The sequence below is a fragment of the Burkholderia sp. AU39826 genome (assembly GCF_020419965.1).
Taxonomy (GTDB): domain Bacteria; phylum Pseudomonadota; class Gammaproteobacteria; order Burkholderiales; family Burkholderiaceae; genus Burkholderia; species Burkholderia semiarida.
The window spans coordinates 264,937-291,528 of sequence record NZ_JAIZQG010000005.1; the positions used below are offsets into that span (position 1 = coordinate 264,937).

At 65.0% G+C, this 26,592-nt stretch carries 15 protein-coding genes and 1 pseudogene; 13 read left to right on the forward strand and 3 right to left on the reverse strand.

Annotated elements, in window-relative coordinates; translation table 11 throughout:
• Positions 1–2: 2 nt before the first annotated feature.
• Positions 3–755 (reverse strand): class I SAM-dependent methyltransferase, encoded by a 753-nt coding sequence (locus LGM42_RS13860; RefSeq protein ID WP_124657298.1) that lies wholly within the window; start codon positions 753–755, stop codon positions 3–5.
• A 13-nt stretch (positions 756–768) separates the two neighbouring features.
• Positions 769–1,395 (reverse strand): LysE family translocator, encoded by a 627-nt coding sequence (locus tag LGM42_RS13865; protein WP_059580281.1) that lies wholly within the window; start codon positions 1,393–1,395, stop codon positions 769–771.
• Positions 1,396–1,559: 164 nt separating this feature from the next.
• Here LGM42_RS13865 and LGM42_RS13870 point away from each other — a divergent pair, with 164 nt between their 5' ends.
• The 4 genes and pseudogenes from LGM42_RS13870 to LGM42_RS13885 form a co-directional block, all read left to right on the forward strand.
• Complete coding sequence (locus LGM42_RS13870) at positions 1,560–2,360, forward strand: AraC family transcriptional regulator (protein WP_060311554.1); 801 nt, start codon at positions 1,560–1,562, stop codon at positions 2,358–2,360.
• A 116-nt stretch (positions 2,361–2,476) separates the two neighbouring features.
• Positions 2,477–2,896, forward strand: coding sequence for a hypothetical protein (locus LGM42_RS13875; protein WP_060311551.1), 420 nt, complete (start codon positions 2,477–2,479; stop codon positions 2,894–2,896).
• Positions 2,897–2,999: 103 nt separating this feature from the next.
• The gene (locus LGM42_RS13880; RefSeq protein WP_060311549.1) at positions 3,000–4,001 is read left to right on the forward strand and encodes a LysR family transcriptional regulator; all 1,002 of its coding nucleotides are present in this window, start codon (positions 3,000–3,002) and stop codon (positions 3,999–4,001) included.
• Positions 4,002–4,394: 393 nt separating this feature from the next.
• Positions 4,395–4,719 (forward strand): annotated as a pseudogene (locus LGM42_RS13885) (MFS transporter); the annotation flags it as partial.
• 79 nt (positions 4,720–4,798) lie between these two features.
• Here LGM42_RS13885 and LGM42_RS13890 read toward each other — a convergent pair.
• The gene (locus LGM42_RS13890; protein WP_226232471.1) at positions 4,799–5,314 is read right to left on the reverse strand and encodes a shikimate kinase; all 516 of its coding nucleotides are present in this window, start codon (positions 5,312–5,314) and stop codon (positions 4,799–4,801) included.
• Between the two features lie 244 nt (positions 5,315–5,558).
• Between LGM42_RS13890 and LGM42_RS13895 the strand changes: the two genes are divergently transcribed.
• The 9 genes from LGM42_RS13895 (at position 5,559) to LGM42_RS13935 (ending at position 26,484) form a co-directional block, all read left to right on the forward strand.
• A complete protein-coding gene (locus LGM42_RS13895) occupies positions 5,559–7,697 on the forward strand; it encodes a filamentous hemagglutinin N-terminal domain-containing protein (RefSeq protein ID WP_226232472.1) in 2,139 nt (712 codons plus the stop codon).
• Positions 7,697–9,508, forward strand: coding sequence for a ShlB/FhaC/HecB family hemolysin secretion/activation protein (locus tag LGM42_RS13900; RefSeq protein WP_226232473.1), 1,812 nt, complete (start codon positions 7,697–7,699; stop codon positions 9,506–9,508). Before LGM42_RS13895 ends, LGM42_RS13900 begins: the two co-directional genes overlap by 1 nt.
• Before the next feature lie 11 nt (positions 9,509–9,519).
• A complete protein-coding gene (locus tag LGM42_RS13905; protein ID WP_124860827.1) occupies positions 9,520–10,440 on the forward strand; it encodes a peptidyl-prolyl cis-trans isomerase in 921 nt (306 codons plus the stop codon).
• A gap of 163 nt (positions 10,441–10,603) precedes the next feature.
• Entirely contained in the window at positions 10,604–22,663 is a 12,060-nt protein-coding gene (locus LGM42_RS13910; protein WP_226232474.1) for a filamentous hemagglutinin N-terminal domain-containing protein, read from the forward strand.
• Positions 22,660–23,499: an Imm49 family immunity protein gene (locus tag LGM42_RS13915; protein WP_226232475.1), complete on the forward strand. Its 840-nt coding sequence runs from the start codon at positions 22,660–22,662 to the stop codon at positions 23,497–23,499. Before LGM42_RS13910 ends, LGM42_RS13915 begins: the two co-directional genes overlap by 4 nt.
• A 553-nt stretch (positions 23,500–24,052) precedes the next feature.
• On the forward strand, positions 24,053–24,529 hold the full coding sequence (locus LGM42_RS13920; RefSeq protein WP_226232476.1) for a DUF637 domain-containing protein: 477 nt from the start codon (positions 24,053–24,055) through the stop codon (positions 24,527–24,529).
• Positions 24,530–24,604: 75 nt separating this feature from the next.
• Positions 24,605–24,889: a hypothetical protein gene (locus LGM42_RS13925; RefSeq protein ID WP_226232477.1), complete on the forward strand. Its 285-nt coding sequence runs from the start codon at positions 24,605–24,607 to the stop codon at positions 24,887–24,889.
• A 394-nt stretch (positions 24,890–25,283) separates the two neighbouring features.
• Complete coding sequence (locus tag LGM42_RS13930) at positions 25,284–25,529, forward strand: hypothetical protein (protein WP_226232478.1); 246 nt, start codon at positions 25,284–25,286, stop codon at positions 25,527–25,529.
• 346 nt (positions 25,530–25,875) lie between these two features.
• Positions 25,876–26,484, forward strand: a complete 609-nt coding sequence (locus LGM42_RS13935) for an Imm5 family immunity protein (protein WP_226232479.1) — start codon at positions 25,876–25,878, stop codon at positions 26,482–26,484.
• Positions 26,485–26,592 lie beyond the last annotated feature (108 nt).

Consider the following 26,592-nt stretch of genomic DNA (forward strand, 5'->3'; position numbering starts at 1 on the left):
CGTTACGCGCGGCAGATCGCGATGATTTCCGCGCTGGTCGCTGCGTCGAACGGTGCGTGGTCCCAGTCGCCGCACCAGTCGGCCGACGCGAAACCGGCCGCCGTCACGTGCGCCTGCAGTTCAGGTTGCGAGATGAAACGCAGCCGGCTCGTATTCGTCAGCACCGTGTCGTCGCGGCGGAAGCGGTAGTGCGTGTCGAACGTCACGATCGCGTCGTCGATTGCACGCACCGCGTGATGGAGATCGACGATGCCGAATGCGTGCGATTCGACGCTGCGTGCCGACTGCACGGGCGTCCATGCTCGCCACGGTTCGGTGCGCGGGTTGCGGGTCTCGAACAGGAAGCGGCCGCCGTCGGCGAGCACGCGTCGCACGCCGCGCAGCGTCGCGTCGATATCGTCGTCGGTCAGCAGGCACTGAAACGCGTGCCCGGTCATCACGACCGCATCGAATCGCGCACCGGGCGGCAGGCCGTCGAGCGCGCACGCGAACCAGCGGACGGCGCCGGCGCCCGGCTGGCGTCGCGCGTAATCGATCATCGCCGGCGCGGGATCGATCGCGACGACGTCATGCCCGGCCGATGCGAGCCGTCGCGCGAACGTGCCGGTGCCGCAGCCGAGATCGAGAATGCGTTGCCGCGCTGCGCCGATTGCCGCGGCATAGAACGCGAAGTCCCGATCGCCCGCGTTGAACAGGTCGTACACCGCGACGAGGCGCGGGTCGGTGTAGAGCAGATCCGCGTCGGCGCGCGTCATGCGGTCGCGCCCATCAGCGCTGCTGCACGGCCACGCGCAGCCCGAGCGCGATGAAGATCGAGCCGATGATCCTGCCCTGCCAGCGCGTGAGCCACGTGAGCCGCTTCACGATGCGGCCGAGCGGGCGGATCGAGCACGCGATCAGCGTCGTGTAGAGCGAACTGAGCACGACGAAGATCAGCCCGAGCACCGCGAACTGCACGAACGTCGAGCCGCGTTCCGGATGCACGAATTGCGGCATGAACGCGAGAAAGAACAGCGCGGTTTTCGGATTCAGCACTTCGGCGGGAATCGCCTGCAAGTACGCGTTGAGCGGCGTGACGGCCGCCACCCGCGGCAGCGACGGATCGGACGGCTTCTCCAGCAGCGCACGCACGCCGAGATAGATCAGGTACGCGGCGCCGATCAGCTTCACGATGTTGAACGCGAGCGCCGACGTCATCAGCAGCGCGGACAGCCCGACGGCCGCGAACAGCGTATGCACGAAGTCGCCGCTCGCGACGCCGAGGCCGGTCAGGATGCCGGTCGTGCGCCCGCCCTGCACGGTGCGGCTCAGCACGAGCAGCACGGCGGGGCCGGGGATCAGGAACAGGCCCAGAACGACGGCCGTGAAGGTGGTCAGCGTGGTCAGGTCGAACATGGCGGCTCCGGCGGGTTGGCGCGGCGGCAAGGGGATCGGCGCATTGTATTCGGTTCGGCGCGCGGCCGCTGACGCCCCCGAACGGCGCGGCTGCGCCGGCGCCTTTCTGGTATAAGCACGACAGGACGCACCGGCGTCCGGCCTTTTTCACAGCCTATCGTTTCATGCGCGACCTTCCATCGATCACCGATCCCGCCGCGGACACCGACGTCGATCACGTGCCGCGTCCGCTCGTCGTGTTCGGCGGCTCCGTCGTCGAGCCCGAATGGCGGCTGGAGCGGCACAGCCATCGACAGGCGCAACTGCTCTACACGCTGACCGGCGTCGTCTATTGCGAGATCGACGGCGGCGTGTGGACCGCGCCGCCGCAATGCACGGTCTGGATTCCCGGCGATGTCGCGCATGCGGCGCGCGGCTCGGCCGGTGCGACCTTCTACGCGGTGCTGGTCGAACCCGACGCGGCGCTCGACTTGCCCAAGCGCTGCTGCACGCTGGGCATGTCGCCGCTGTTGCGCGAGCTGCTGCTGAAGGCGGCCAGTTTCCCGAACCTGTACGACGTCGACGGGCCGCAAGGGCGGCTGGTCGCGACGCTGCTCGACGAGCTCGTCGCGGCGCCGGTCGAGGACTTGTACCTGCCGATGCCGGCCGACCGCCGGCTGCGCAAGCTGATCGACCATCTGCTCGACGATCCGGCCGACAAGTCGCCGCTGCCCGAGCTCGCGCGGCGTGCGGGCATCAGCGAGCGCAGCCTGACGCGGCTCGCGACGAAGGAGCTCGGGATGAGCCTCGGCGACTGGCGCCGTCGGCTGCACGTCGCGCTGTCGCTGCGGATGCTGACGACTGGCCGCCGCGTGCACCAGATCGCGATCGATCTCGGCTACGAGAGCGCAAGCAGCTTCGTCACGATGTTCCGCAAGGCGACCGGCAAGCCGCCGACGCAATTCCTCACCGATCGGCAGCGCTGAACCGCCGGGCCGCACGCGCCCGTTTGGCCGGATTGAAAAAGCAGTTGGCCGGGACGAGAAATGACGGACGCGGTCTCGATCCATAAAATGAGAATCGTTCTCATCTGGAGGTCGACATGCAAATCGTCACGACTGAATTCCCGTTTGTCTGGCTGCGTTACAGCGGCTCGACCCACACCGATCCCGCCCGCTTGATTGCCGAACTCGACGCACTGCTCGCGCGCCGCGAACGCTTCGTTCTTCTGACCGACGATGCGCCGTCCGGCGACGATCGCGCCAATAACGATCACGAGATGCGCAAGCAGCTCGCGAAGTGGAGCAAGGCCAACCGTGCGCTGTCGCGCGAACGGATCCCCGGGATGATCGCGATCGAGCCCGATGCGGCGCGGCGCGTGGCGCTCAATGCCTTTTCGGGCGCCTTCGAGAAGGTCTGGGGTTATCCGCTGAACGCGGCGGCGAGCCGCGACGACGCGCTGGCGCTCGCGCAACGGCTGCTCGCCGAACCGGCGCCCGGCGTCGCGGCGGCAAACGCCTGACCCGGCGGCCGCGCCGGTCGCGCGGCTTGCGTCGACATCGACACGCACGCGCGGTGCGCGAACGCCCGCGCCGCGGCCTGTCGCAACCCCGTAGAGGTGTCCGGTGGACAATCCGATCCGCGCGATGCGCATCTTCACGCGCATCGTCGAAATGAACAGCTTTACCCGTGCCGCGCAGGCGCTCGGCATCTCGCGCGCCACCGCGACGCGCACCGTGCAGGAGCTCGAAGCGGCGCTCGGCATGCCGCTGCTGGTGCGCACGACGCGCGCGTTGCGGGCCACGCCCGAAGGCGACGCGTATTACCGGCGCTGCGTCAGCATCACCGCGGACGTCGACGAGCTCGAAGCCAGCATTCGCGGCGCCGCGGTGCATCCGAGCGGGCCGCTGCGCGTGGAATTGCCGGCGTCGGTGGCGGGCGCGATCGTGCTGCCGGCGCTCGGCGAATTCCATGTGCGGCATCCCGATCTCGAACTGATGCTCGCCGTGGCCGGGCGCGCGGGCGATCGCGTCGGCGACGCGACCGACTGCAGTATCCGGCTCGGTGCGCTGCCCGATTCGTCGCTCGTCGCGCGCCGGCTCGGCTCGCTCGAGCGCGTGACGTGCGCGAGCCCCGCGTATCTCGACCGCTTCGGCGTGCCGCGCACGCCCGACGATCTGGGCGGGCATCGCGCGGTAGGCGGGTCGCACGTCTTCGGCCAGCGTCCGGCCGAGCTCGAGTTCGCGGTGGACGACGCGGTGCGCAAGGTGCGGCTCGACGGTATCGTCGGCGTGGACGACGAGCAGGCGTATCTCGCCTGCGGCGTGCACGGCCTCGGGCTGATCCAGCCGACGCGCGTCGCCGCGCAGGCGCTGATCGACGCGGGGCGGTTGCGGGAAGTGCTGGCCCGCTGGCAGCCCGATGCGCTGGCCGTGTCGGTCGTCTACGTGAAGCGCCCGCATGTGTCGCCCGGCGTGCGCGCGTTCGTCGACTGGATTTCCGAGCGTTTCGTGCAGGCCGGACACGAGCAGGCAGGGCTGGCGGCGGCGGGGGCGGTGGGGTGGCGGCCGGCGCCGGGTGCAGTCGTTACCCCCGATCGCTACGGCGGGCTGGTGGCGGTGGCGTGACGGCGGGATGCGGACGGAAAATCCTCAAGCGCTTGCGAGGCGGAACGCGCTGGCCATCGATTCGATCCGTATCGAAGGATGTAAATATTTTGGCGATTTAGCCCGAAACTTGCCGGAATATTGTCCTCGTATGCCGGGTGAACGTCCGTGCGGCCATACCGCGCGAGCCGGAATCGTGCGCTGCCGGGCGCAGGTACCGACGCCCGGCGTCGCCTTCGGTCGCCTCAATTCTTCCTCGGGGAAACCGGCGGATCCGCGTGGACATCCGGTCGGCCGTATTCGCGTTCGCGACCGGGCCGACGAGCTTCTACGTGATGCGCTTTCTGCTCGGCATGGCCGAAGCCGGCTTTTTCCCCGGCATCATCCTGTGCGCGAGCCGATGGTTTTCGGCGAAGCACCGCGCTGCTGACCGTGCTCGCGCTGGTCGTCGTCAACGTCGGGATCAGCGCCGCGAAGGCGCCGCTGTGGGCGATGCCGAGCGCGTTCCTGTCGGGGGGCCGGTGCGGCGGCGGGCATCGCGATGATCAACTCGATCGGCAATCTCGGCGGCTTCGTCGGGCCATTCGCGATCGGCTGGCTCAAGCATGCGACGGGCGGGTATGCGGCGGGGCTGTATGTGGTTGCGGGGACGCTCGCGGTATCGGCGGTCGTCACGCTGATGCTGAGCCGCAAGGGGGCGCGCGAGCAGATCGTGTCGCGCGTACAGCAGCATCGTTGATGCGCGGCGCGCGTCCGCGGTCATGGATCCGTACGTCCATGCGGTGCGTCGACGACGGCGCGCGACCGAACCAGCCGCATCAACGGGCGGGCCGCGCCACGCGGCGCGCGATCTCCGTCGCGCACACGTCGGGCGACGCGTTCGACGTATCGATCACGCAATCGCTGAACCTGCGCGACGCATACCCTTCCCGATACATCTCGGCGATCCGTTGCCGCTCCCAGTCCGTCAGCGCACGCGTGCCGCGATTCGATGCCGCGACCGCTTCGGGCGGCGCGAGCGTGACGACGAACAATCGCGCATCGCGCGCAGCGCACGCCGTGCGCAGCCGCTCGAATTCCACTTCGCCGATCGGATAGGCGATCACGAGGTGGCGTTCGCGCGCTTGCGCGATCTGCGCGACGAGCCGCTCCAGCGCGATGGCCCATTGCACGTCGAACGGCGCGGATTCGGGCGCGTCGTGATCGTCGCCGTCGATGAAGCGCGCATCGGGCAGCACGCGTGCGAGTGCGCGACCGATCGTCGTCTTGCCGCTGTTGATCGGGCCGTTCAGGTGGATGACGGTGAGCGGCGTGTTCGTCGATGTAGGGGGCATGAGGAGCGAGATTGACTGAATGCTTTCATTGTGCCTCGATGCGAAATGAATTTGTAATATCCAGTCCGAACGAATTAGAAAAATTATTCGATAAAGCGCCCTAAAGAAAGTCGTGGCCGCGCCGTTACTCTTCCTCGGTATCTCAAAAAAGTATGACGAAAGCAGTACGACCACACGACCAAAAAACCGAGGGCGCACGGCCGGCGAAGCCGTGCGCGGGATCAGAATGGGATGCACCGATTCAATGGGGCGCGCAGGCACCGGGGGCTGGCGCGCGCTGTGCCTTTGCCTTGCCGTAACCGGACTGCTGCCGCATTGCGCCGCCGCCGCGGGGATCGTCCCGGACGGCGGCACGCCCACGAGCGTGTCGGTCGGGCCGAATGGCCGGCAGCTCGTCAATCTAGCGCCGGCGGTCGCCGGCGTATCGAGCAACACGTATTCGTCGTTCAACGTGACGACCGCCGGCGCGACGCTGAACAACGCCGGCATCAACGCGCGCACGATCGTCAACCAGGTGACGAGCACCAACCGCAGCCTGATCGAAGGCGAGATCGCCGTGGCGGGGCCGCGCGCGAACGTCGTGCTCGCGAACCCGAACGGCATCACGGTCAACGGCGGATCGTTCGTCAATACAGGGCACGTCGCGCTGTCCACCGGCAACGTGAGCTTCAACGACCTGCAGATCGCCCCCGGCGTGATCCAGCGCAACATCGTGCTCGATACGTCGACCGGCACGATCGTCGTCGGTCCGGGCGGCCTGGCGGGCGCGCTGATCGGGCTCGATCTGATCGCGAAGAACATCGTCGTCGACGGCGCGATCGACAACACGTTTTCGTCCGCGACGGCCGGCGTGCGCCTGCTGGCCGGACGCAGCCGTGCCGAGCTGAACACGGGGCTGTCGCCGAACGACAACGCGAACGACTGGCTCTCGCGTACCGCCACGACCCAGCCGGACACCGCATCGTCCTACGCGATCGACATCACTGCCGCAGGTAGCGTGACGAGCGGGCGCGTGCAGTTGATCGTCACGGACCGCGGCCCCGGCGTGCGCAGCGCCGGCGCGATGAATGCGTCGCTCGGGGATTTCACGCTGGCGTCGAACGGCAACGTCGAGATGTCCCATGCGAAGGTCGACGTCGCGCGAGATCTCGACGTGACCGTGCAGGGCGGCATCACGCTGACCGGCACCGACATGAAGGCGAAAGGCGGCCACGCGAACGTGTCGGCAGCCGATGCGATCGCATTGACGGGCAGCAGCCTGATGGCGTCGGGCAGCGTGAAGCTGAACGGCGCGGGCATCGCGCTGAATCACGACGATGCGATGAAGGGCGCGACCGTAGCATCGTCGCAAAGCGGCGTGGTGCTCAAGAGCGCGGCGGACATCGTGAATGTCGGGTCGCTCGTGCAAGGGCAGACCGCGATCGACGCTGACCCGGATTCGATGGGCGCGGTGACGCTGAACGCGGCGGGCCGCATCCTGAACGAGTCGTTGCCGCAGACGCGGCTCGGCATCCTGTTCGGCGTTCAGGGCGACGTGTCGCTGACCGCGGGCGCCGATGTCGTCAACCGGAATGCGCGGATCCTGTCGAACCAGAGCATTTCGATCGCCGCGGGCGGAGACCTGCAGAACATCGTCGACCACAGCACCGGCGTGCAGAACGGCGCGGTGGTCGGCTTTTCCGAGCAGGGCGGCCGCTTCCTGTTCTTCAAGCATCGTAGCGACGGCTTCACCGTCGACTATGGCGCGCTGGCCGATGCATCGAAACTCGCGTACATCACGGCCGACGCGGGCAACGTGACCGTGCGCGCCGCGAACGTGACGAATATCGGCGGATCGATCCTGTCGAATGGCGGCGCGATCGATATCGCCGCGCGCGAAAACATTCTCACGCAAGCCGTTTTCACCGGGCAGGCAGCGTACCGGCGCTCGTGCTTCGTGTTCTGCCGCGCGAGCGCATCGTCGAACGTGCAGGCGTTCGGCGGCGTGATCGAGGCCAAGGCCGACATCCAGCTGAAAGCCGGTACGCAGATCACGAACACGGGCGGAACCGTGCTCGCGCTCGGCGCGTTGACGCTCGACGCACCGAAAACGCTCGCGCAAGCCGTACCGGGCTACACGGTGGTCAACCGCGACCACGACCTGAAAGCGTGGTTCGGCAATCGCTGGGCGGCGATCTATGCAGCCGACACGGGCGGCGTGTTCACCGGGGGAACCGGCAAGGTGCGCCTGACCGGCGAGGCCGACATCGACGGCGGCGCGTACAGCGCGCCCGAAGGTGTGCTCGCGGCGCGCGGCATCGTGACGATCCGGCCGCCCCATCGCGATCTCGTGACGATCGGCAACCGCAATCACATGGGCCTCGTGTCGTGGTTCGGCCTGTGATGTCGCAGACGGACCACCGCATCGCCGCCGCGCTCGCGTTGACGCTCGGCGCGATGTCGCCGTGCGCGCACGCACAGCTCGCGGGCGCACCGCCGGGCCTCGGCGCGCTTCCGGCCGGGTTCGCGGTGCCGCGTGCGGAGCAGGATCCCGCGCAGCGCCTGCTGCAGGAGCAGCGCGACCGGCAGCGCCGCGACGAACTCGCGCAACCGCCGGCGCAGATCGCGGTGCCCGAGCAGCCGGCGATGCCCGACCTGCCGCCGGGCGCCGACGTCGACACGCTGCCGGACGTCGCGCCGACGTTCCCGATCGAGCGGATCGAATTCACCGGCGACGCGATCCTCGGGCAGCCCGAACTGGACCGTATCGCGGCGCCGTTCATCGGCAAGCAACTCGGGCGCAACCGGATCAACCTGCTGCTGCGCCGGCTGACCGAAGCGTTCATTTCGCGCGGTTACATCACGACGCGCGCGTACCTCGGGCCGCAGAATCTCGCGTCCGGCACGCTGAAGATCAACCTCGTCCCCGGTCGCGTGGCCGCGTTGACGTTGAACGGCAAGCCGCTGAGGCCGCGCGATCCCGACGAGAAGTGGTACGAAGTGCGCGGCGGCGGGCTGCTGACCGAAGCCGGCACCGCATGGGCGTTCGCGAGCACGCCGGGTGACGTGCTGCGCCTGCCCGACCTGGAGCAGGGCGTCGACCAGATCAACCGGTTGCGGCGCAATCAGGCCGAAATCCGGATTCTCCCCGGCGAAGCGCCGGGCGATTCGATCGTCGCGATCTCGAACCGCTATGGCGATCGTCTTCATTACGATTTCGGCATCGACAACTACGGCAGCTCGCAGACCGGCAGGACGCGCTATCGCGCCGGTGTCGAAGCCGACAACGTGATCGGACTGCAGGAATCGCTGTCGTTCAGCTACGTCGGGACGACCGACACGAACGCGGTCGTGTTGTCGGCGGCGGTGCCGTACGGGTATCAAACTTTCAGCTACACGGCGTCGATGTCCGAGTACCAGCAGGCGATCGGCGACGTCGCGCTGCTCGCCGGGCGCACGTTCAGCCAGATGCTCGGCTGGAACGACGTGCTGGTGCGGTCGCCGCGCGGGCGCATGAGCGTCGACGTCACGCTCAACAAGCTGCGCACCGAGCGCGACCTCAACGGCATTCCGTTGTCGCCGCAGAACCTGACGGTGCTGCGGGTCGCGCTGAACGGGCTGTCCCGCTTCGTCATGCGCGATCAGGGCGCGGCCGCGACCTGGGATGTCGGCGTGTCGCGGGGGCTGCCCTGGCTGGCGGCCAACCACGATGCGTCGGACATCGGCATCGACGATGCGCACAGCCAGTTCACCAAGCTCGATGCCACCGGCACGCTGCAGTTCACGCTGGGCAATCTCGCCGGTTCCCTGTGGGCGTATCGCGGCACGCTGCGCGCGCAGTACAGCCGCGTCGCGCTGTTCGGCAACGAGCAGATCTTTTTGGGCGGCATGGGTTCGGTCCGCGGGTTTACCGAAGGCGGGATCGCGGGCGACAGCGGCGCATTCGTGCGCAACGAGCTGGCCTGGCAGAACGTGCCGGCGTGGCACGACGCGCGCATCGAACCCTACGTGTTTCTGGACGGCGGCAAGACGCACCTGAACGCGCAGGGCGGCTGGCCGTCGCTCGTCGGCACGGGTGTCGGCACGCGCGCGCAATGGCGTTTGAAAGGCGGAACCCTGTCGGCCGAAGTGCTGGTCGGGCAGGCGCTCGCGCAACCGGCCGCACTCGGCAAGAAGGCCAGCGTGTTGCTGGCCACACTCAACTGGACCGACTGATGGAGAACTTCATGAATCGCCTGTCGAACGGTCGCGAGATCGCGATGCAATCCAACCTGTCGGCGCGTATTCGCAAGATCGGCGTCACGCTCGTCGCGGCGACGCTGTGCGCCGCTGTCGCTTCGCCCGCGTATGCGGTTCCCAAGGCGTCGAAGAAACCCGCCGATGCAGCCGCCGCGATGCCGGCCGATGCGATCGCGAGCGTGAACGGCGTGCCGATTCCGCAAGCGCAGGTCGACGAAGCCGTGCGCGCGTCGAAGGCGCCCGATACGCCGGCGCTGCGCGCGGCGCTGAAGAACCAGCTGATCGCGCGCGAGTTGTTTCGACAGGCGGCGCTCAAGCAGCACTACGACACGAAGCCGCAGGTCGTGGCCGCCGTCGAGCAGGCGAAGGCGCTCGCGATGACGCAGGCGTACCTGCGCGATCAGATCAAGCCGGCACCCGTCACGGACGCGGACGTCAAGGCGCGCTACGACGCGGTCGTCGCGACGCTCGGCGAGAACGAATACAAGCCGAGCGTGATTGCCGTCAACGACGCGGACACCGCCAGGCAGATCCTCGCGCGGCTCAAGAAAGGCGAGGACTTCGGCGGCCTCGCGCGACAGTTCAGCAAGGGGCCGGCCGCGGCGCAGGGTGGCGCGCTGAACTGGATCTCGTTCAAGACGCCGATCGAGGCAGGCCACACGCAGAACTGGCCGCAGCCGCTTGCCGAAGCGCTCGTGAAACTGCCGCAGGGCGGCATGACGCGCGAGCCCGTGCAGGTCGGCGATGCGTACTGGATCGTGCGGGCCGACGACAAGCGGCCGACGCAGGTGCCGCCGTTCGACCAGGCGAAAGACACGCTGCGCCAGCAACTCGAGCAGGTCGCGATGGAGAAGGCGACCGCGCAGGTCGTTGCGGATCTGATCCGCAACGCGCGGATCCAGCAGTAGGCGGCAAGCAGCAGGTAGCAAGCAGCACGTAGCAGCGTCGGGCAGCCACCCGGCGAACACGCACGCGATGCCGGGCGGGGAAACCCGGCATCGCGCGGCGCCACGGTCGGGGATCGGCTGACGGCGTCGTCGCGGGGCCATCGAACGAAGCGAACAACAGAAGATGAACACGTCCAAGCGTAAGACCTTGCAGCAGCTTGCCGCCGCCGGCGCGGCGCGAATCGGTGCGCGTGCGCGATCGGCGGCAGGTGCGCCGCGATGCTTCGCGGTCGAGCCGGCCGCGCGATCGTACCGCTGGTGGCAGCGTGCGACGAGCGCGCTCGTCGCATTGACGATGTTCATCGGGCCGATCACGGTCACCGTCGAGCAGTGCCGCGATGCGGCCGGCGTGCTCGGCGCGGGCAATCGCCGTGTCGACGACGACGCATGGCAGCGGTTGCTCGATCTCGCGTCGCTGCGCGTGCGATTCTCGATGCAGCTCGCGGCTGCCGCGCCGATCACGGACCCCACGGCGCCGATCTCGTTTCAGCCGGCCATCACGCAGTCGACCGGCGCGGGCGGCGGCGTGCCCGTCGTCAATATCACCGCGCCGAACGCGGCCGGCATTTCGCTGAACCAGTATCAGCAATTCAACATCGATCCGGTCGGGCTGATCCTGAACAACAGCCTGATGTCGGGCACGTCGCTGACGGGCGGCAACGTGCAGGCCAACCCGAACCTGAACGGCCGCACGGCGAGCGTGATCGTCAACCAGGTCACGTCGACCGGCAATGCCTACGCGAGCTTGCTGAACGGTCCGCTCGAAGTGTTCGGTGCACCCGCGGCCGTCGTGATCGCGAACCCGAACGGAATCACGACGCGCGGCACCGGCTTTACCAACACGATCGGCGTGACGTTGTCGACCGGCGCGCCGCAGTTCCTCAATGGCGTCGGCGGCAGCGCGACCGACTTCGCGAACGCGAAGGCGCTCGGCTACAACGTGACCGGCGGTCACCTGCAGATCGAAGGCAATGCCGGCGTCAACGGGCCCGGCGCGGGGATCGAGGGGACCGTGGGCACGATCGACCTGATCGGCGAGACGATCGGTATCAACGCGCCGCTCTATGCGGGCACGCGCATCAACGTGATCGCCGGGCGTCAGTTCGTGACGCCGGCCGCCGTCGATGCGTACGGCACCACGTACGGCACGGCGGCGAACGGCTCGGACAACTCCGCCGCGGCGATCAATGCCGCGAACGGCGGCGCGAATCGTTCGCTCGCCATCGACGCGACCGCGTTCGGCGCGATGACGGCGGGGCAGATCCAGGTCGTCAGCACCGCGGCGGGGATGGGCGTAAGGGCCGACGCGCAGCTCGCCGCGAATGCGGGCGACTTGCTGCTATCGGCGAACGGCGACGTGTCGGTCGCGGGTTCGGCCGCGCAGCAGCAGGCGACGGTTCATAGCGCCGGCAACGTGTCGATGACCGGTGCGCACATCGGGGTCGGCGGTTACGCGATCGATGCGAACGGCGACGTGACGTCGACGGGCTCGATTCAGTCCGGCGGCAAGCTGGCGGTGGCGGCAGGCGGCAACGTGAACGTCGCGAATGCACAGGCGCACGGCGACATGACGGTCGCCGGCGGCACGAACGTAACGCTCGGCGACGTACAGGGCGGCGGTGCGTTGGCCGTTACCGCACGCGGCACCGACGGCACGGGCGACGTCAACCTGAACGGCACGTCGGTCGTGACCGGCGCAACGACCGTGCTGGCGGCCCGCGACGTCAACGTGAACGGGCAGACGAACAGCGGCACGCTGCGCGCGACCGCGCAACGTGATGCGACGGTCAACGCGGCGCTGCAGACGTCCGGTGCGCTGGCGTTGACGGCGACGCAGGGCAACGTCGCCACGCATGCCGCGATGAAGAGCGGTGGCGATCTTGCGCTGACGTCCGGACAGGATACCGTCGTCGCGTCGCAGGCGACCGCGCAGAACGCGGTCAGCGTGCAGGCGGGGCGCGACCTGAGTGTAAGCGGTTCACTCGCGAGCGGAACCACGTTCGCCGCCGATATCGCGCGCGACGCGTCGATCGGCGGCTCGCTGATGGTCGGAACCGACGCGCGCGTGGACGCGGGGCGCAACGTCGACACGTCGGGCGTCGTGATCGTCCAGCGCAACGGGGCATTGAGCGCACGCAACGACATCACGGGAAGCGGCTCGATCGCGTTCGGTCAGACCGGCGCGCTGAATGCCGCACATGACGTCGCGCTGACCGACAAGCTGCTCGCCAATGGCCTGCAGGTCGACGCGGGCAACAGCGCGAGCCTCGCGACGGTCCAGGCGGGCGGCGCATTCGGTGTGACGGCGAGCGGCAGCGCCGGCGGCGGCGACGTCGTATTCAACGGCAACGCGGCCGCGCTCGGCGCCGCCGACGTGCACGCGTCGCGCGACGTCGTCGTGAACGGCACGCTCGCCGGCGGCGCGCAGGTCGCGCTTGCCGCGCAGCGCAACGTGATCGTCGGCGGCAGCGGCACCGTGCAGGCGGTCGGCGATCTGGCGATGACGGCGGCCAGCGGCAGCGTCGCGTCGGCCGGCACGTTGAACGGCGCGGGCGCGCTGACGGTGAAGGGCGCGCAGGATGTGTCGCTGACCGGCGCGACCACCGTCACCGGCGACGTGACCGCGACGGCCGGCCGGGATCTCACGATCGGCGGCGCGTTGGCGGGGCAGGGCGTCGCGACGCTCACGGCAGCGCGCGACATCATGGCCGGCGGCACCAGCGGCTTCGCGCAGGACACGGTGTTGAGCGCGGGGCGCGACATCGGCGTGACGGGTGCGTTCCAGGGGCGCGCCGTCTCGATGACGGCAGCCGGTTCGATCGCGCTGAACGACGTGCAGGCCAACGCGGGGCTTCAGCTCGCGACCCGCACGGGCGACGTTTCGATCGGCGGCAACGTGAATTCGCTGACGAACGGGGCGATCGACGCGGCGCGCGACGTGATCGTCAACGGCACGCTGCGCACGGCGAGCGGCCTCGTCATCGGCGGCGGCCGCAATACGTCGATCGGCGGGACGGTCCAGTCGAACGGCGACGTCGCGCTGACGAATGCGGCCGGCTCGCTGACCAGTACCGGCAATATCCAGTCGGGCGGCAATCTGTCGGTGATGGCCGCGCAGTCCGTGGATCTGGGCGCGCAATCGACGTCGTCGCTCGGCAACCTGACCGTGGACGCGGGCCGCGACCTGACGATGAACGGCTCCGTCGTCGCACAGGGCAACGGCACGCTGAACGCCGGCGGCGCGATAGGCGGCGCGGCCGCCATTGCGTTCGGGCTCGCGGCGAACGTCGGTTCCGGCGGCGATACGACTCTCACCGGTTCGCTGCGCGGCGGCAACGTGCGGACGACGGCGGGCGGTTCGGCCACGCTGCACGACGTGCAGGCGGCGTCGACGCTCGCGCTCGATGCGGCGAACGACCTGAGCGTGACCGGTGCGGTGACGGGCGGCGCGGACGTGGCGCTGGCCGCGGCGCGCAATATCGACATCGGCGGGTCGTTGCAGTCGGCCGGCAACACGTCGCTGCTCGCGACCGGCGGCAGCATTGGATCGACGGGGGCGATCGCGAGCAATGGCGCGTTCGACGCGCAGGCAGGCAGTGACATCAACCTCGGCGGCAACACGACCGTGTCGCGCGACACGACGCTCGCGGCCGGACGCGACGTCAACGTCAGCGGGTCGCTGGCCGGGCAGGGACAAGGCGTCATCAATGCGGCGCGCGACATCGTCGGCGCGGGCACGTTGACGTTCGGTCAGCAGGCGACGCTCGACGCCGGGCGCGACGTCGCGCAGCGCGGGCTGATCCAGGGGCAGTCGGTCAGCGTGACGGCGGCCGGCAACGCGGCCGTGAACAACGTCGAGTCGACCGGCACGATCGCGCTGCGCGCGAACGGTACGAACACCGCAACGGGCGCAGGCGATCTGCGCATCGACGGTTCGGTCGCCGCCGCGGGCGCGATCACGGCGTTCGCGCAGAACGATGTCGCGATCGGCGGCAAGGCCGCGAGCGGTTCGACGGTTGGTGTGACCGCGCAGCGGGACATCGCCGTGAGCGGCGCGATCGAGTCGGTCGGCGATACGGCGCTGGCCGCGCGGCAAGGCAGCCTCAACGCAACCGGCGGCATCAACAGCGGCGGCAAGCTCGATATTGCGACCGGCCTCGACCTGTCGCTCGGCGCGAGCACCAGCGCGATCGGCGACGCGACGCTGACGGCCGGCCGCGATGCCACGCTGAACGGCACGATGGTCGGACAGGCCAACGGCACGGTGACGGCCGCGCGCGACATCAACGGCGGCGGCAAGCAGGCGTTTGCCGCGACCGCGAACTATGCGGCGCAGCACGACGTCGCCCTGACCGGCGGCATGCAGGCGGCCGCGATCACGGTGACGGGCGGAAACAACGCGACGTTGCACGATGCGTCGTCGTCGACCACGTTGACGCTGACCGCAAACGGCAACGCCGGCGAAGGCGATGCGGGCGTCACGGGGGCGGCGTCCGCGCAGGGAGCGGCGAACGTGACGGGCGCGCGGGATGTGTCGATCAGCGGCACGCTCGGCAGCGGCGGAGCGCTTGCATTGGCAGCGCAACGCAACGTGGCGGTCGGCGGCGGCGTGGAGTCGAACGGCGATCTGACGGCAACCGCCGCGAACGGCAGCGTCGTGTTCACCGGGGCGACCACGACCGCGGGCGCGTTCAACGTCATGTCCGCGCTCGATACGCAGCTCGGCGGCCAGATCGCGGTGGCGAAGTCGACGAACGTGCAGGCTGGTCGTGATATCGCGTTGACGGGGGCGCTCGCGGGCCAACGCGACGGCACGCTGAGCGCGGGCCGCGACATCAACGGTGCGGGCTCGGCGGCATTCGCCCAGGCGACGACGCTCGAGGCCGCGCACGACGTCGCGCTGACGGGCGCGCTGCAAGCGGCGGCCATCAACGTGACGGGCGGCAACAATGCAGGACTCGGCACGATCCAGGCCGTCAGCGGTAATCTCGACGTCACGGCCAAGGGCGGTGCCGGCGGCGGCGATGTGACGATCGGCGGAGCGGCCACCGCGTTCGGCGCGATGCAGTTGCAAGCCGCGCGGGACACTTCCGTTGCGGGTGCAATCAACACCGGCGGCACGACGACGATCAATGCGGCGCGCAGTGTCGCGCTTTCGGCGGTCAATTCGGCCGGCGATCTCGCCGTAACCGCTTCGGGCGGCAACGCGAGCGCGACGAGCCTGGCGACGCAGGGCAACCTGAACGTCGTTGCGGCACAGGACATCGCGGTGACCGGGCAGAGTGTCGCGGGCGGCAATGCTTCGCTGAACGCGGGCCGCGACATGACGCTCGCAGGCGTTGGCGCGCAGCAAAGCGGCACGTTGACGGCGGGCGGCTCGGTGAATGCCGGCGCGATCGCGTTCGCGCACCAGGCGAACGTCAACGCGGGCGGCAATATTGCGGTAACGGGCAACGTTGCGACCAACGGCGATCTCGCGATGACCGCCGGCAACGACTTGTCGGCCGGCTCGGTTCAGGCGGGCGGCGCAATCGGATTGCAGGCGCAGGGCCGCAACGGCGCCGGCGACGTGATGGTGAACGGCGCGGTGACGTCGGGCACCGCGACGACGATTACGGCCGCGCGCGATGCGGGTATCGGTGCGGCGTCCAGCGGCGGTGCGCTGAACGTGACGGCGGGACGCGACCTCGGTGTCGCGGGCGCGATCCATTCGACCGGCGACGCGACGCTGACCGCGACGGCGGGCAATCTCGGCGTCGGCGGCGCGGTCGTGTCGACCGGCAATCTCCGGGCCAATGCGGGCGGCGGCCTCGCGCTGCTTTCCGGCGGGCTCGTGAACGGCGATACGACGTTGACGTCGGGCGGCGCGATGACGCTCGGCGGCGCGCTGTTCGGTCTCGGGGCCGCGACTATCGACGCGGGCGGTGCGCTCGGCGGCGACGCGGCACTGACGTACGGCAAGGACATCACCGTCCATGCCGGAAACAGCATCACGCTCGGCGCGATTCAGGGCGCCGGCAAATTGACGGCGGTGTCCGGCGGCGATATGTCGCTCGGTGCGACCACCGCGGTCGGCGACGTGTCGGCAAAGTCGACCGCCGGCAGCGTGTCGTTCGGCGGGTTGTTGCAGTCGGGCGGCAATGTCGTGGTACAGGCCGCGAACAACGTGTCGCTCGCGGGCGGCGTGGGTTCGATGGGGACCGTCGACATCAACGGCATCGGCGGCAACGTGTCGGTCGCGGGCGTGTCGGCGAACGGCGACGCGACGCTGCATGCGGGGCAAACCGTCGCGTTGACCGGCAACAGCATCGTGGCCGGGCAACTGGGTGTGTCCGGCGGCAACGTCACGCTGAGCGGTTCGGCCGTCGGATCGAAGAACGTAACCGTTTCCGCGCAGGGAACGGTCGATGCCGGCAATGCATCGCTCGTCGCATCGCAGAACCTGCAGGTGAACGGCTCGAACGTGACGCTCGGCAACGCGACGGTCGGCGGCGCGCTCACCGCGCAGGCGTCGAACCAGCTCACGCTGGCGAGCGGCAAGGCGGTGAACGTCGTCGGCAACGCGACGCTGGCTTCGCAGAACGGGCTGTACAACGCCGCGAACGTGCTGGCCGGATCGCTCAACGTGTCGGCGCCGAGCCTGACGAACGCGGCCGGTGCGTCGCTCGCGTCGATCGGAACGACGACGATCAATGCATCGAGCTTCGCGAACGCCGGACTGGTGAACGGGACGACGACGAACGTCACCGTCGGGGGCGCGCTGACGAACGTGGGCGGCTCGCTGATGGCGGTGAACGCGCTGAACGTCAATACCGGTACGCTGAACAACCAGAACGGGATCGTTTTTGCCGGCAACCCGAAGACCGCGACCGGTGCGACCGGCGACGTGTCGCTGACGATCAATGGCGGCAATGGCGCGTTCTACAACGCGGGCGGACAGTTGCTCGCGCAACGGAACATGGGGATCAGCGCGGTCAACATGGCGTTCGATCCGTCGCAGGGGACGATCAGCCAGGGCGGCAATCTGTCCATCACGGCCGGGTACGTGAGTGTCGGCGGCACGTGGAATTACGGCGGGCAGAGCGTTTCGCTGACGGGGCTGAACGGGATCACGAACGACGGCACGATCACCGGGACGTCGCCGTTGACACTGACGGCAGGCGGTAGCTTCGAGAATCACGGGCAGGTTACCGGGTCGGATGTGACGTTCAACGGCACGCTGAATAATGCGGCCGGGGCGGTGATGCATGCGGATAACGCGTTGACGTTGAACGGCGATACGACGAACCGCGGGACGGTCGAGGCAGGGAACGTTCTCAACGTCAATGGTGGCAACTACGACAACCAGGGCGCGACGACGCAGTCGAAGGGGGATGCGAATTTCAATCTCGGCGGTTCGCTGCTCAATACGGGGGGCTCGATATTCGCCGGGCGGAACATCGGCATTTCCGCTGCGCAGGTGATCAACGATCAGACTGCTCCGCAAGGGGCCGTCACGACGACCACGCAGATCAACGACCCGGCGCTCCTGATGTCAGGGTCGGTCGGCTGGGTGACGGTCGGCTACGAAGATGTCAAAAATGGAGACCATGGATACGTTCGGGCTGCGTACAAAGACCTGCCTGCGACGCTCGGTGGCCTGTTGGCGCCGACTGGCTCGACCACGAACACCAGTGGGTTATCGGCTTCCGATCCGGTCGCGACATCCGGCACGGTGACGTTCAATCAGTATCGCATCCTGACCGGTATCAACGACCACGGCGTTTCGCAGTATTCGAACTACTGGTTTATCGGAACGGCTCCGGATGCCGGTGCGCTCAAGTCGGCGACGTTCACGCTGCCCACTGTCTATCAGACGACGACGAATCAACAGGCAGGAACCTCGGGCGTCATTTCGGCGGGCGGTTCGATCACTTTGGCTGCTGGCACCCTGTCGAATCGGGGCGGGCAGATCGCGGCGCAAGGCAATATCTCGCTGAATGTTCAGTCGTTGAGCAATGGAGCGGTTGCGCCGACCACGACGGTAGCCAATTCAACGTACGTCGACCAGGCTCAATACACAGCCTTTCTGGGGCAGCTTGCTTCGCTCGGTTTGATTGGCGTGCAAGGTACGGGAAATCCGACCGGCGCATTCAATTGCGATTCGGGCAATTACTGTCAAGTTGGCGATCCTTACCTGCCGACCGCATTTCAAATCAACAAGAGCGCCGCCGCCCCCACCGCAACGGGTTCGCTTACGTTTACTACGCCGACGGGCATGATCGCGGCGGGCAACAACCTGACGATCGGCGGCGGAAATCTGACCAACGGGGGGCTGCTGTATGCCGGCAACAACGTTGGCATTACGTCCGGCACGCTGACCAACCAGGGCGGCAACCAACAGAACTACGCGAGCCAGGTCGGTTGCGCCTCCGGCGTGCCGAACTCCGCCTGCGGCAACGCAGGCCAACCGCGCGGCAACAACCCGACCACGACGACGTTCGGCTACAGCCAGAACGATGCGACGATCTATGCCGGCCACGATCTCGTGATCGCGGCCGGCCAGATCAACAATACGTACGGCAACCTGCTCGCGGGCCACGACATCGTCATCGGCGGTGTCGGCACGACCGCGAGCTCGACCACGCCCGCACAGAGCCTGAACAACACGTCCGGCAACATCGTCGCGGGCAACGACATCAAGCTCAACGTATCGGGCGCGATCACCAACAATCTGCCGCCGCCCGTGCCGGTACACGAGAACTACGGCAAGCACGAGCAATATTCGGGCTGCATGACAGCCGGCGGCTACAAGGAAAGCTACTGCGAGGGTTATGTCGACCAGCAGTCGGGCAGCTCGTCGGTGATCAGCGCGGGCAACAACCTGCAGATCAACGCGGGCAGCCTGACGAACATCGGCAGCCTGATCGCGGCCGGTAACAACGCGACGATCGCCGTCGCAGGCCCCGTCGTGAACGAGGCGCAGGTGCTGAACGCCTACTGGCACTCGCACTGGGTGCAGGAAACCGGCATGTTCAGCAGCGACAAGCGTCACGACATCTGGGCGTGCGGCACGCCGGAGCAATGCAAGGCGTTGTACGGTAGCGCATACACGAGCACGGGCGGCACCATCGATCCGCCGACGCCGGTCGGCAACATCGCGGCGACCATTCAGGCGCCGAACCTGTCGATCTCGTCGAACGGACAGATTCAGAACGTCGGCAACGTGATCGGCACGTATGTGTCGTTGACGGGCCAGAAGCTGATCAACGGGATCACGACCGCGAACACCTACACGCCGCGTGTCAATGCGCCATCGCAAGTCATTTCGCTGAGCCCGGTGGACTTGCCGGGGCTGAACCTGTCGGTGCCTCGTGCAGTCGGCACTGGCAAGCTGCCGACGCCGGTCGCGGGTGCTGCGTCGTACGTCGACGCGTCGCTTGGCGGTTCCGTGCTCGGCTCACTTGGGCCGCAGGACTTGCTGAACAATCTGCCGTCGGCGCTGCAGCCGTCGTCGACGCTGTTCTATTACAACCCGCAGGAAGAGGATCTGCTGTTGCAGCAGGCGGCGCTGAAGCAGACCGGCAAGTCGAGCTTCGTCGACGGGTTGACGTACGACAACGAGAAAAACCTGTCGGTGACGGCGCAGGAAAAGATGTACCTGTACCAGAACGCGGTCGATTACTCGAAGGCGCACGACCTGCAACTGGGCGCGGCGCTGACGCAGGAGCAGATCAACACGCTCGACAAGCCGATGCTGTGGTACGTCGAGCAGACGGTGCCGGACCCGACGTGTCACGCGACGGGCACGGCATCGTGCCCGACGATTACGGCGCTGACGCCGCAGGTGTATCTGCCGCAGGACACGCAGGCGATGTCGGCGGGCGGCAACATCTCCGGACAGGATGTCACGCTCAAGTTCAATCAGGACGGTAACGGCAGCATTCTCAATACGGGGAGCATCACGGCGTCGGGGACGCTGAGCGTCGACACGCACACGCTGACGAACCAGGCGAATCAGGTCAACGTCGGCGAGATCTGGCAGAAGGTCGATGGCGGGTATCTGAACACGACCGGGACGGTGGTGCAGCCGGGCGGGTTCATGAGCGCGGCGAACATGGACCTGAACGTGCAGACGCTCGACCAGATTGGTGGAGCGCTGCAGAAGCTCGCGGCCGACGGAACGATTGATCAAAGTGGGACCCAGCAAGCACTTGCGGCGCTTCAACACCAACTCGGCGGCAATTTCACGCAGACGGCACTGAGCGACAACCTTCATCAGGATTTCGTGAAGGAAGGCGGCTCGTTCGGGATGACGCAGATCTTCTCGATGGTCGTCGCCGTTGCTGCCGCGATCATGATGCAGCCGGAAATATCCGCTGCGGTTGGAGCGTTGTCAGGGGCGACGGAAACAGCGAGTACTGCAGCGTTTCTGGCGGCTGATCAGGGGTTGACGGGGGCGGCAATTGAGGCGGCGGCGAGTGCCGCTGGTGGGGCGCTGGCGGAAGGCGCTCTAGCGAACACGATGCTGGCAGTCGGATTGAGTGCGTTTGCAGCGAGTACGCTTAGCCAGGTCATTGCTACCGGTAAGGTCAATTTCGGTGCGAGTTTGAAGAACGGCTTGATCGGAGCCGTGACTGCCGGACTGACGAACGGCATCACGTTTGACAGCGGTTCGGGCTCGTTCGGGTTCAGCGCGAATGCTGCATTCGAGGGAAGTGCGCCGTCACTTTCGGCGCTGGCCGGTGTGCAGACGACGGGTAACGCGTTGGTGCCGCAGGCTGGTGCGGCGGCTGGATCGCTACCGACCGCAGCGTTGGCGCTGTCTGCCAATGCGGCGATTCAGGCCGGCACGCAGACGCTGATTGGCGGGGGAAGCTTCCTCGATAGTTTGCGAGATAGCTTCGTCAGGGATGCAGCCGCCGCTGCTGCTTATGCGATAGGGAATGCAAATGGAGCCAAGTTCTTTGGCGACGGGCTTCAAGGAGAATTGAGTTATGTAGCGTCGCATGCGGCGTTGGGCTGTGTAGCAGCGTCCTCAATCGGGCAAGAATGCGGAGCTGGGGCAATTGGCGCTGCCGCGAGCGCGGCCCTTTCGCCGGACTTTATTAAAGCCGTTGATCCGACTGGCGCGTCGTTGAATCCAGAGCAACTGGCGGCGCTTGCTGCGTTCGCGACGTTTTCCGGTGGAGGTTTAGCGGGATTGGCGGGCCAGAGTGCGGTTGTTGGAGGCACCGCCGCGCAGAACGAAGCGCTCAACAATGATGCGGGTGATCCTGCTCATATAGCTCAGGCGGCCAAGGACGGCGGTTTTATCAATGCATTGCCGATTCCGGAAAAACTCGGGTTTTTGGCGCTCGCCGCGCTGCAAAATAATGTAACGGGCCCCCTCGCAAACGCGATTCTTCATACCGGCACACCGCAAAATCCCCAAGATCCTAACCAGATCGATCCCAGTAGTAGCGGACCGCACACCGGAGGGCCGAGCGCTCCTGCCATTGTCACGGCAGTATCGGCTCTGGCATGCGCGTTGTCAGGTGGCGAGGCTTGCGGTTTATTGAGTTTGCCATTGGTTTCGCCGGGGGGGCCGGGCGCGCCGAGTAATGCCCTTTTGGCAAGTGGTAATAACGCCTCTAGCTCTGGGGGGACACAAAATTCGGGCACCCTTAACACGAGTGCTCAGCAGGCGCTTGACGCAGTATCGAGAACGCCTCCGGCTGAAGCAACGAGCGGCGGTTATGTCAACAGCTCAAAAGTCTGCCAAAGTGGTTGTAACGTTCAGGATCTGAATTCGGCGCAGCAGAGTACGCTGCAAAGTATTCTGCAGAATGGTGATCCGGGGGGTACTAAGACGGAGGCTCTTGTTGACTCGGTCAGTCAAAGCGCTGGTTATAATATATTGTCTGGAAGTAAGTATGGATCTAACAACGGGTTCGACCACGTACTTCAAGGGATCGATGGAAGCGTTACTATTGTGGTCGATTCTAAGCAAATCAATGGGGGGAGTGTAAGGCTTGGAACGAGCGAGGCCGGTACTCAGTTGAGTTCAAGTTGGATAAATGCTACCTTGGATAATTTGCCAAGCAATTCCCCTGCGCGAATTGCTATTACAAACGCCCGAAACAATGGGCAGCTTTTCACGGCGGTTGCTGGTGTAAATAAGGTGACTGGAAACTTGGTGATTGTGCCTGTGAAAGTAAAATGAAGGAGAGATTTGTGATAAAAGTTCCGACTACCGAGGAAGCGGCTAATCGGTTGAATCATGTCTTGGAGAGGCGCGCATTCGATGTTTCGAGTGGTGTGCTGGATAATTGTATTGCCAATATAGAGGGTGATTTAGGTGATCCATCCGGATGTTTGCGCACCTTGATGAGCTATGCAGAGGCAGCGGCAATCTCGGTATGGTACGAGACTGGCGATGTTGCGGCCTTTAAGCAGTGGTTCTATGTCCGTGCAAAGCTAGAGTATATTCTCTCGCAGCCGAAATACAATGAACCTATTGGTGCATTGGCATATGAGCGTAGGGCGATTAATGGGATCTATTATTTGGTTTCGGGTCATGAGGGATTGATTGATTGGTATGGTGGGATTGATTCTGAATTTGATGTCAAGAGAATAAATAATCATAATTTATTTGATTTTTGGACGGAGCAGTTTTTCGTTGCGTTGCGTGGAGATTGGGATGCTTTGAGGGAGCGCTGCGAGCGAGTAATTTCAAATCCACCAAAGGGCGGTAGGGAGAGAAAATTTCTGGTTGATCATAAATTTTATTTGGCCCTTGCGAAAGGGGATGTTAATGGAATGGAGGCTGCAATTGATGAATTGGTTTCGCCGAGCTTGATTCGCAAGCGTGCGTCTCTGGATGGAGGCTTTTTTGCTAATTTAATTTGTGCGTCGGCAGTTATTTATAGCAAGCTTGCTTGGCGGAGTGGTTATAAGGTAAATGTTGATAGTGAATACGTGCCGAAGGAATGGATTTGCGAAATCGGATCGAAGTCATATTTCGATGAATTTGAGTTTATGTCGAGATATGTGATATGAATGAGTTTTTTTGGGTGATGAATTGTCTAATTTTAAGGTCGATTCGAAACCCGGGTAGTCTTGATGCGTGTCGGATGCTTTGATTAATTTTGGGGAAATTCTAGGACCACTGTGTGTCTCACGAGAAAACAAGAATTGATAGGCCGGTGGGGGCGGGACAGTTGACGCGGCTTCGACGTAGGCGATGCGCGCATCGTTGCAACATCAACTTGGCAATGCCTTTACGCAAGAGACGGTAGCCATCTGCATTCGGATTTCGTACAGTAGGGCGGGTTGGGTCCGGAGCAACTTTTTCGATGACGGTCGCTGTGGCGTCGTCCCCGATGAACCAAGCGTTCAGCGTTTAAGGTTCAGCCTGGGACAAGTTCTCAAGCCGGAGCGGTGGCTTATGTGACGCAGAGGTTGATGGAGGATTGGACCTCAACGCGTTGCCAATGCAGACGATCGGAAACAACATTGCAGCGAATAGGATCACCTCAGAGCAGCTTTTTCACGGCGCGGTCGAAATCGCAGGTCGGGGGTTGGTATCGGCCACTGTGAATACGGTTGCGTAGTGGGGAGCTTCGGGACTGCGTTGAAAGGGAGCGTCGTTAGCGATCTGGCGGCGATTGCGGCCAGCTCAATCGGTCAGTTGAATTTCGACAATGCTTTCGGCGAAGGTGGGTTGGGGCAGGCCGGGTACGTGACTGCGCATGCTGCACTCGGATGTGCTGCGAGTTCAGCTAGCGGCACTGGCTGTGTGGGTGGCGCGATTGGCGGAGCCGCGAGTGCTGCACTGACACCATATGCCGTGATCGCCATAACTGGTGGAAATCCAAACGTGACGCCGGGGCGGGCGGCCGCGATCGCAGTCTTCGCGACGTTCGCTGGCGGCGCAGCAGCTGGACTGGCGGGACAAAATGCGGCTGCCGGTGCGCTTGCTGCGCAGAACGAAGCGATCAACAGTTGCCTCGGTCATCCCGAAAGCTGCATGCAACTGGCGAAGAACGGGCTGAGTTACCTACGTGGTCCCGACTTTGTGAATTTCTAGATCGACTACTTCGTTGGCAGTGTTTGGGGTACCTTTACGAGAGACGGCAACTCCTTTGTCGGGGGCGGTTTGAACATGGCATTGCCCAATACCGTTAATGCGAGTGTGGGAATTTCCGCAGGCTGGCTCAATACCCTGACGGTGGTGCCAGGTCAAACAAATAATTTTGCAGGCGGATATGCCGGTGGCTTAAGCGGAGCGTACGATTGGGTAGGTGGGGGGATGATGTATTCCCCGGGAAATGGAACTGCCACTGTATTGGGTGTTGGTGCGGGGGTGAATCTCGGGAATACGAAAAACATAGGCACGGTAGGTGGAGGTTACTCCGTCGATCAAGGAAAAACCGGACTCAAATGGTGATAATTATGCCCAGCTTTCCCTTTTCTTCCGGCCCGAGAGGCCGATTTAGTCGAGTGCTATTTATTATTGCATTCGTGCTGATGATGGGTTTTATTGCGTATGTCGTTCTGAAGAATGTGTTTCGCTGGTAGTCACAATATATGTGGCCAAATACTATAGGGCAGGAGTCGATTGTCAGTCGCAAGATGCCATGTCGATTCCGAAAGTTTCAATTCAGTTGGGGCGATAGATTTTTTGTCCCGGTAACAGACGCATTCATCGCTTGGAAGTAGGGCCATCGAGACATGTCAAGTGAAATTTGCGGTTCTAATAACCGTGAACGTGATGAGTTCGATGTAGGAGCGGCCAAGAGGTTTGGATCCAATACAGGTCTGGCAGCGCCGACTCGGCCGGGATGGAAATGATGAGCGAACAAAAGCTGACTGTAGAGCAAGCGTATCGTGCGATGTTCTACTTTCTGGAACACGAGTACGAATTGACGAAGTCTGACGAGTTGGGCGGAATGCTCGGATCGTTGTCTTGGCAAATATGGGAAGGTGGTCAGGAGCCCGCAGATCCTGCCGCGTGGCAGGACTGGCAGGACGCGGTACAGAAGGCTTGTACAACTCACGAGAACGCGGCACCGCGTGATAAGCAATGACAACCACTCTGGCTGCCGTCCTGCGGTCGCTCACGCCAACGCTTACACGCCCGACGCTTTGTTCGAAGCGGGCCGACGTATGCTGAAGGCGAACCTCGAATCGAAATGGTTCGGTGCGGGGCAGTTCATACGCGGTGCGACATGGCTCAAGATCGTCTACGGGAATCGCGACCCATCGCTGACACCGTTATACGATGACATGCCGAACGTAAAGCGGCCGCATTTTGTCACGGGCTAGTGAAGAACTCGGAGCGAGGCGATAGCGACGAATAGCTCGCTCATCGCGCCTCGCCACGACGCTCGAATCATCATGTCCATCGGACATTACGGAGAATCAGCATAAGCGATGCGCATTCCACAACGTTTGTCGAACGCATTATCGAAAGCTGCGACGTCGATTACGACAGAGGGTGAACTCCCGGCTGCCGTCCGAAAGGACCTTCTTCAGTTGATCGAGGCCCTGTCGGTGGCCGAGCACGCCGATGCGGGGTATTTGCGCCGTGCGCGATTGGCGGTGATCTGTGCGGGAGAGGTGATTGACCGGCTGAGTCCGTATCCGAGCGTGTTGACGGCGGCCGAAGTGATCCTGGCGAGCGGCATCGACGCGTTATCGGGAAAATGCGATTTGCCCACCCTCGAAATAGCCAACGGCGAGTACCACACGAAGGTTATCGATCTGTTCGAACATGGCGAACCGGCCTTTGTCTCCGCTTATGCGGGCATGGCCGTTTTCTCGGCGATGAATACGATTTTGTACGACACGAACTTCGATGTAGTCGGCGAGAGCGAAAAGGGCGTACCCCCAGACGATTGGGATGCCGGCTATTACGGAGCGCTCGCGGTGTCGGGCAGTGCGATCTGGGAAGCCAAGGGAGGCGCCAAACGCCGTCGATCATACTGGCTCTGGTACTTGCAAAACGCTGTTCCCGTAGCCTGGGAGGTATCCGGAATTTAGTGTGTGAGGCGGGTTGAGATTCAGACTCCAATGTTGAATCGTTCTGGGTAAAGCAGTGCGAACTGAGTCATGGCGCTCTTCCAATCGTGCCGGGAACCCGTCCACTTG

What these genes read in the sequence shown, in the direction of transcription:
- LGM42_RS13860 (WP_124657298.1), bottom strand. Translation starts at nt 755, where the DNA reads ATGACGCGCGCCGACGCGGATCTGCTCTACACCGACCCGCGCCTCGTC.
- LGM42_RS13865 (WP_059580281.1), bottom strand. Translation starts at nt 1,395, where the DNA reads ATGTTCGACCTGACCACGCTGACCACCTTCACGGCCGTCGTTCTGGGC.
- LGM42_RS13870 (WP_060311554.1), top strand. Translation starts at nt 1,560, where the DNA reads ATGCGCGACCTTCCATCGATCACCGATCCCGCCGCGGACACCGACGTC.
- LGM42_RS13875 (WP_060311551.1), top strand. Translation starts at nt 2,477, where the DNA reads ATGCAAATCGTCACGACTGAATTCCCGTTTGTCTGGCTGCGTTACAGC.
- LGM42_RS13890 (WP_226232471.1), bottom strand. Translation starts at nt 5,314, where the DNA reads ATGCCCCCTACATCGACGAACACGCCGCTCACCGTCATCCACCTGAAC.
- LGM42_RS13895 (WP_226232472.1), top strand. Translation starts at nt 5,559, where the DNA reads ATGGGGCGCGCAGGCACCGGGGGCTGGCGCGCGCTGTGCCTTTGCCTT.
- LGM42_RS13900 (WP_226232473.1), top strand. Translation starts at nt 7,697, where the DNA reads ATGTCGCAGACGGACCACCGCATCGCCGCCGCGCTCGCGTTGACGCTC.
- LGM42_RS13905 (WP_124860827.1), top strand. Translation starts at nt 9,520, where the DNA reads ATGAATCGCCTGTCGAACGGTCGCGAGATCGCGATGCAATCCAACCTG.
- LGM42_RS13910 (WP_226232474.1), top strand. Translation starts at nt 10,604, where the DNA reads ATGAACACGTCCAAGCGTAAGACCTTGCAGCAGCTTGCCGCCGCCGGC.
- LGM42_RS13915 (WP_226232475.1), top strand. Translation starts at nt 22,660, where the DNA reads ATGAAGGAGAGATTTGTGATAAAAGTTCCGACTACCGAGGAAGCGGCT.
- LGM42_RS13925 (WP_226232477.1), top strand. Translation starts at nt 24,605, where the DNA reads ATGGCATTGCCCAATACCGTTAATGCGAGTGTGGGAATTTCCGCAGGC.
- LGM42_RS13930 (WP_226232478.1), top strand. Translation starts at nt 25,284, where the DNA reads ATGGAAATGATGAGCGAACAAAAGCTGACTGTAGAGCAAGCGTATCGT.
- LGM42_RS13935 (WP_226232479.1), top strand. Translation starts at nt 25,876, where the DNA reads ATGCGCATTCCACAACGTTTGTCGAACGCATTATCGAAAGCTGCGACG.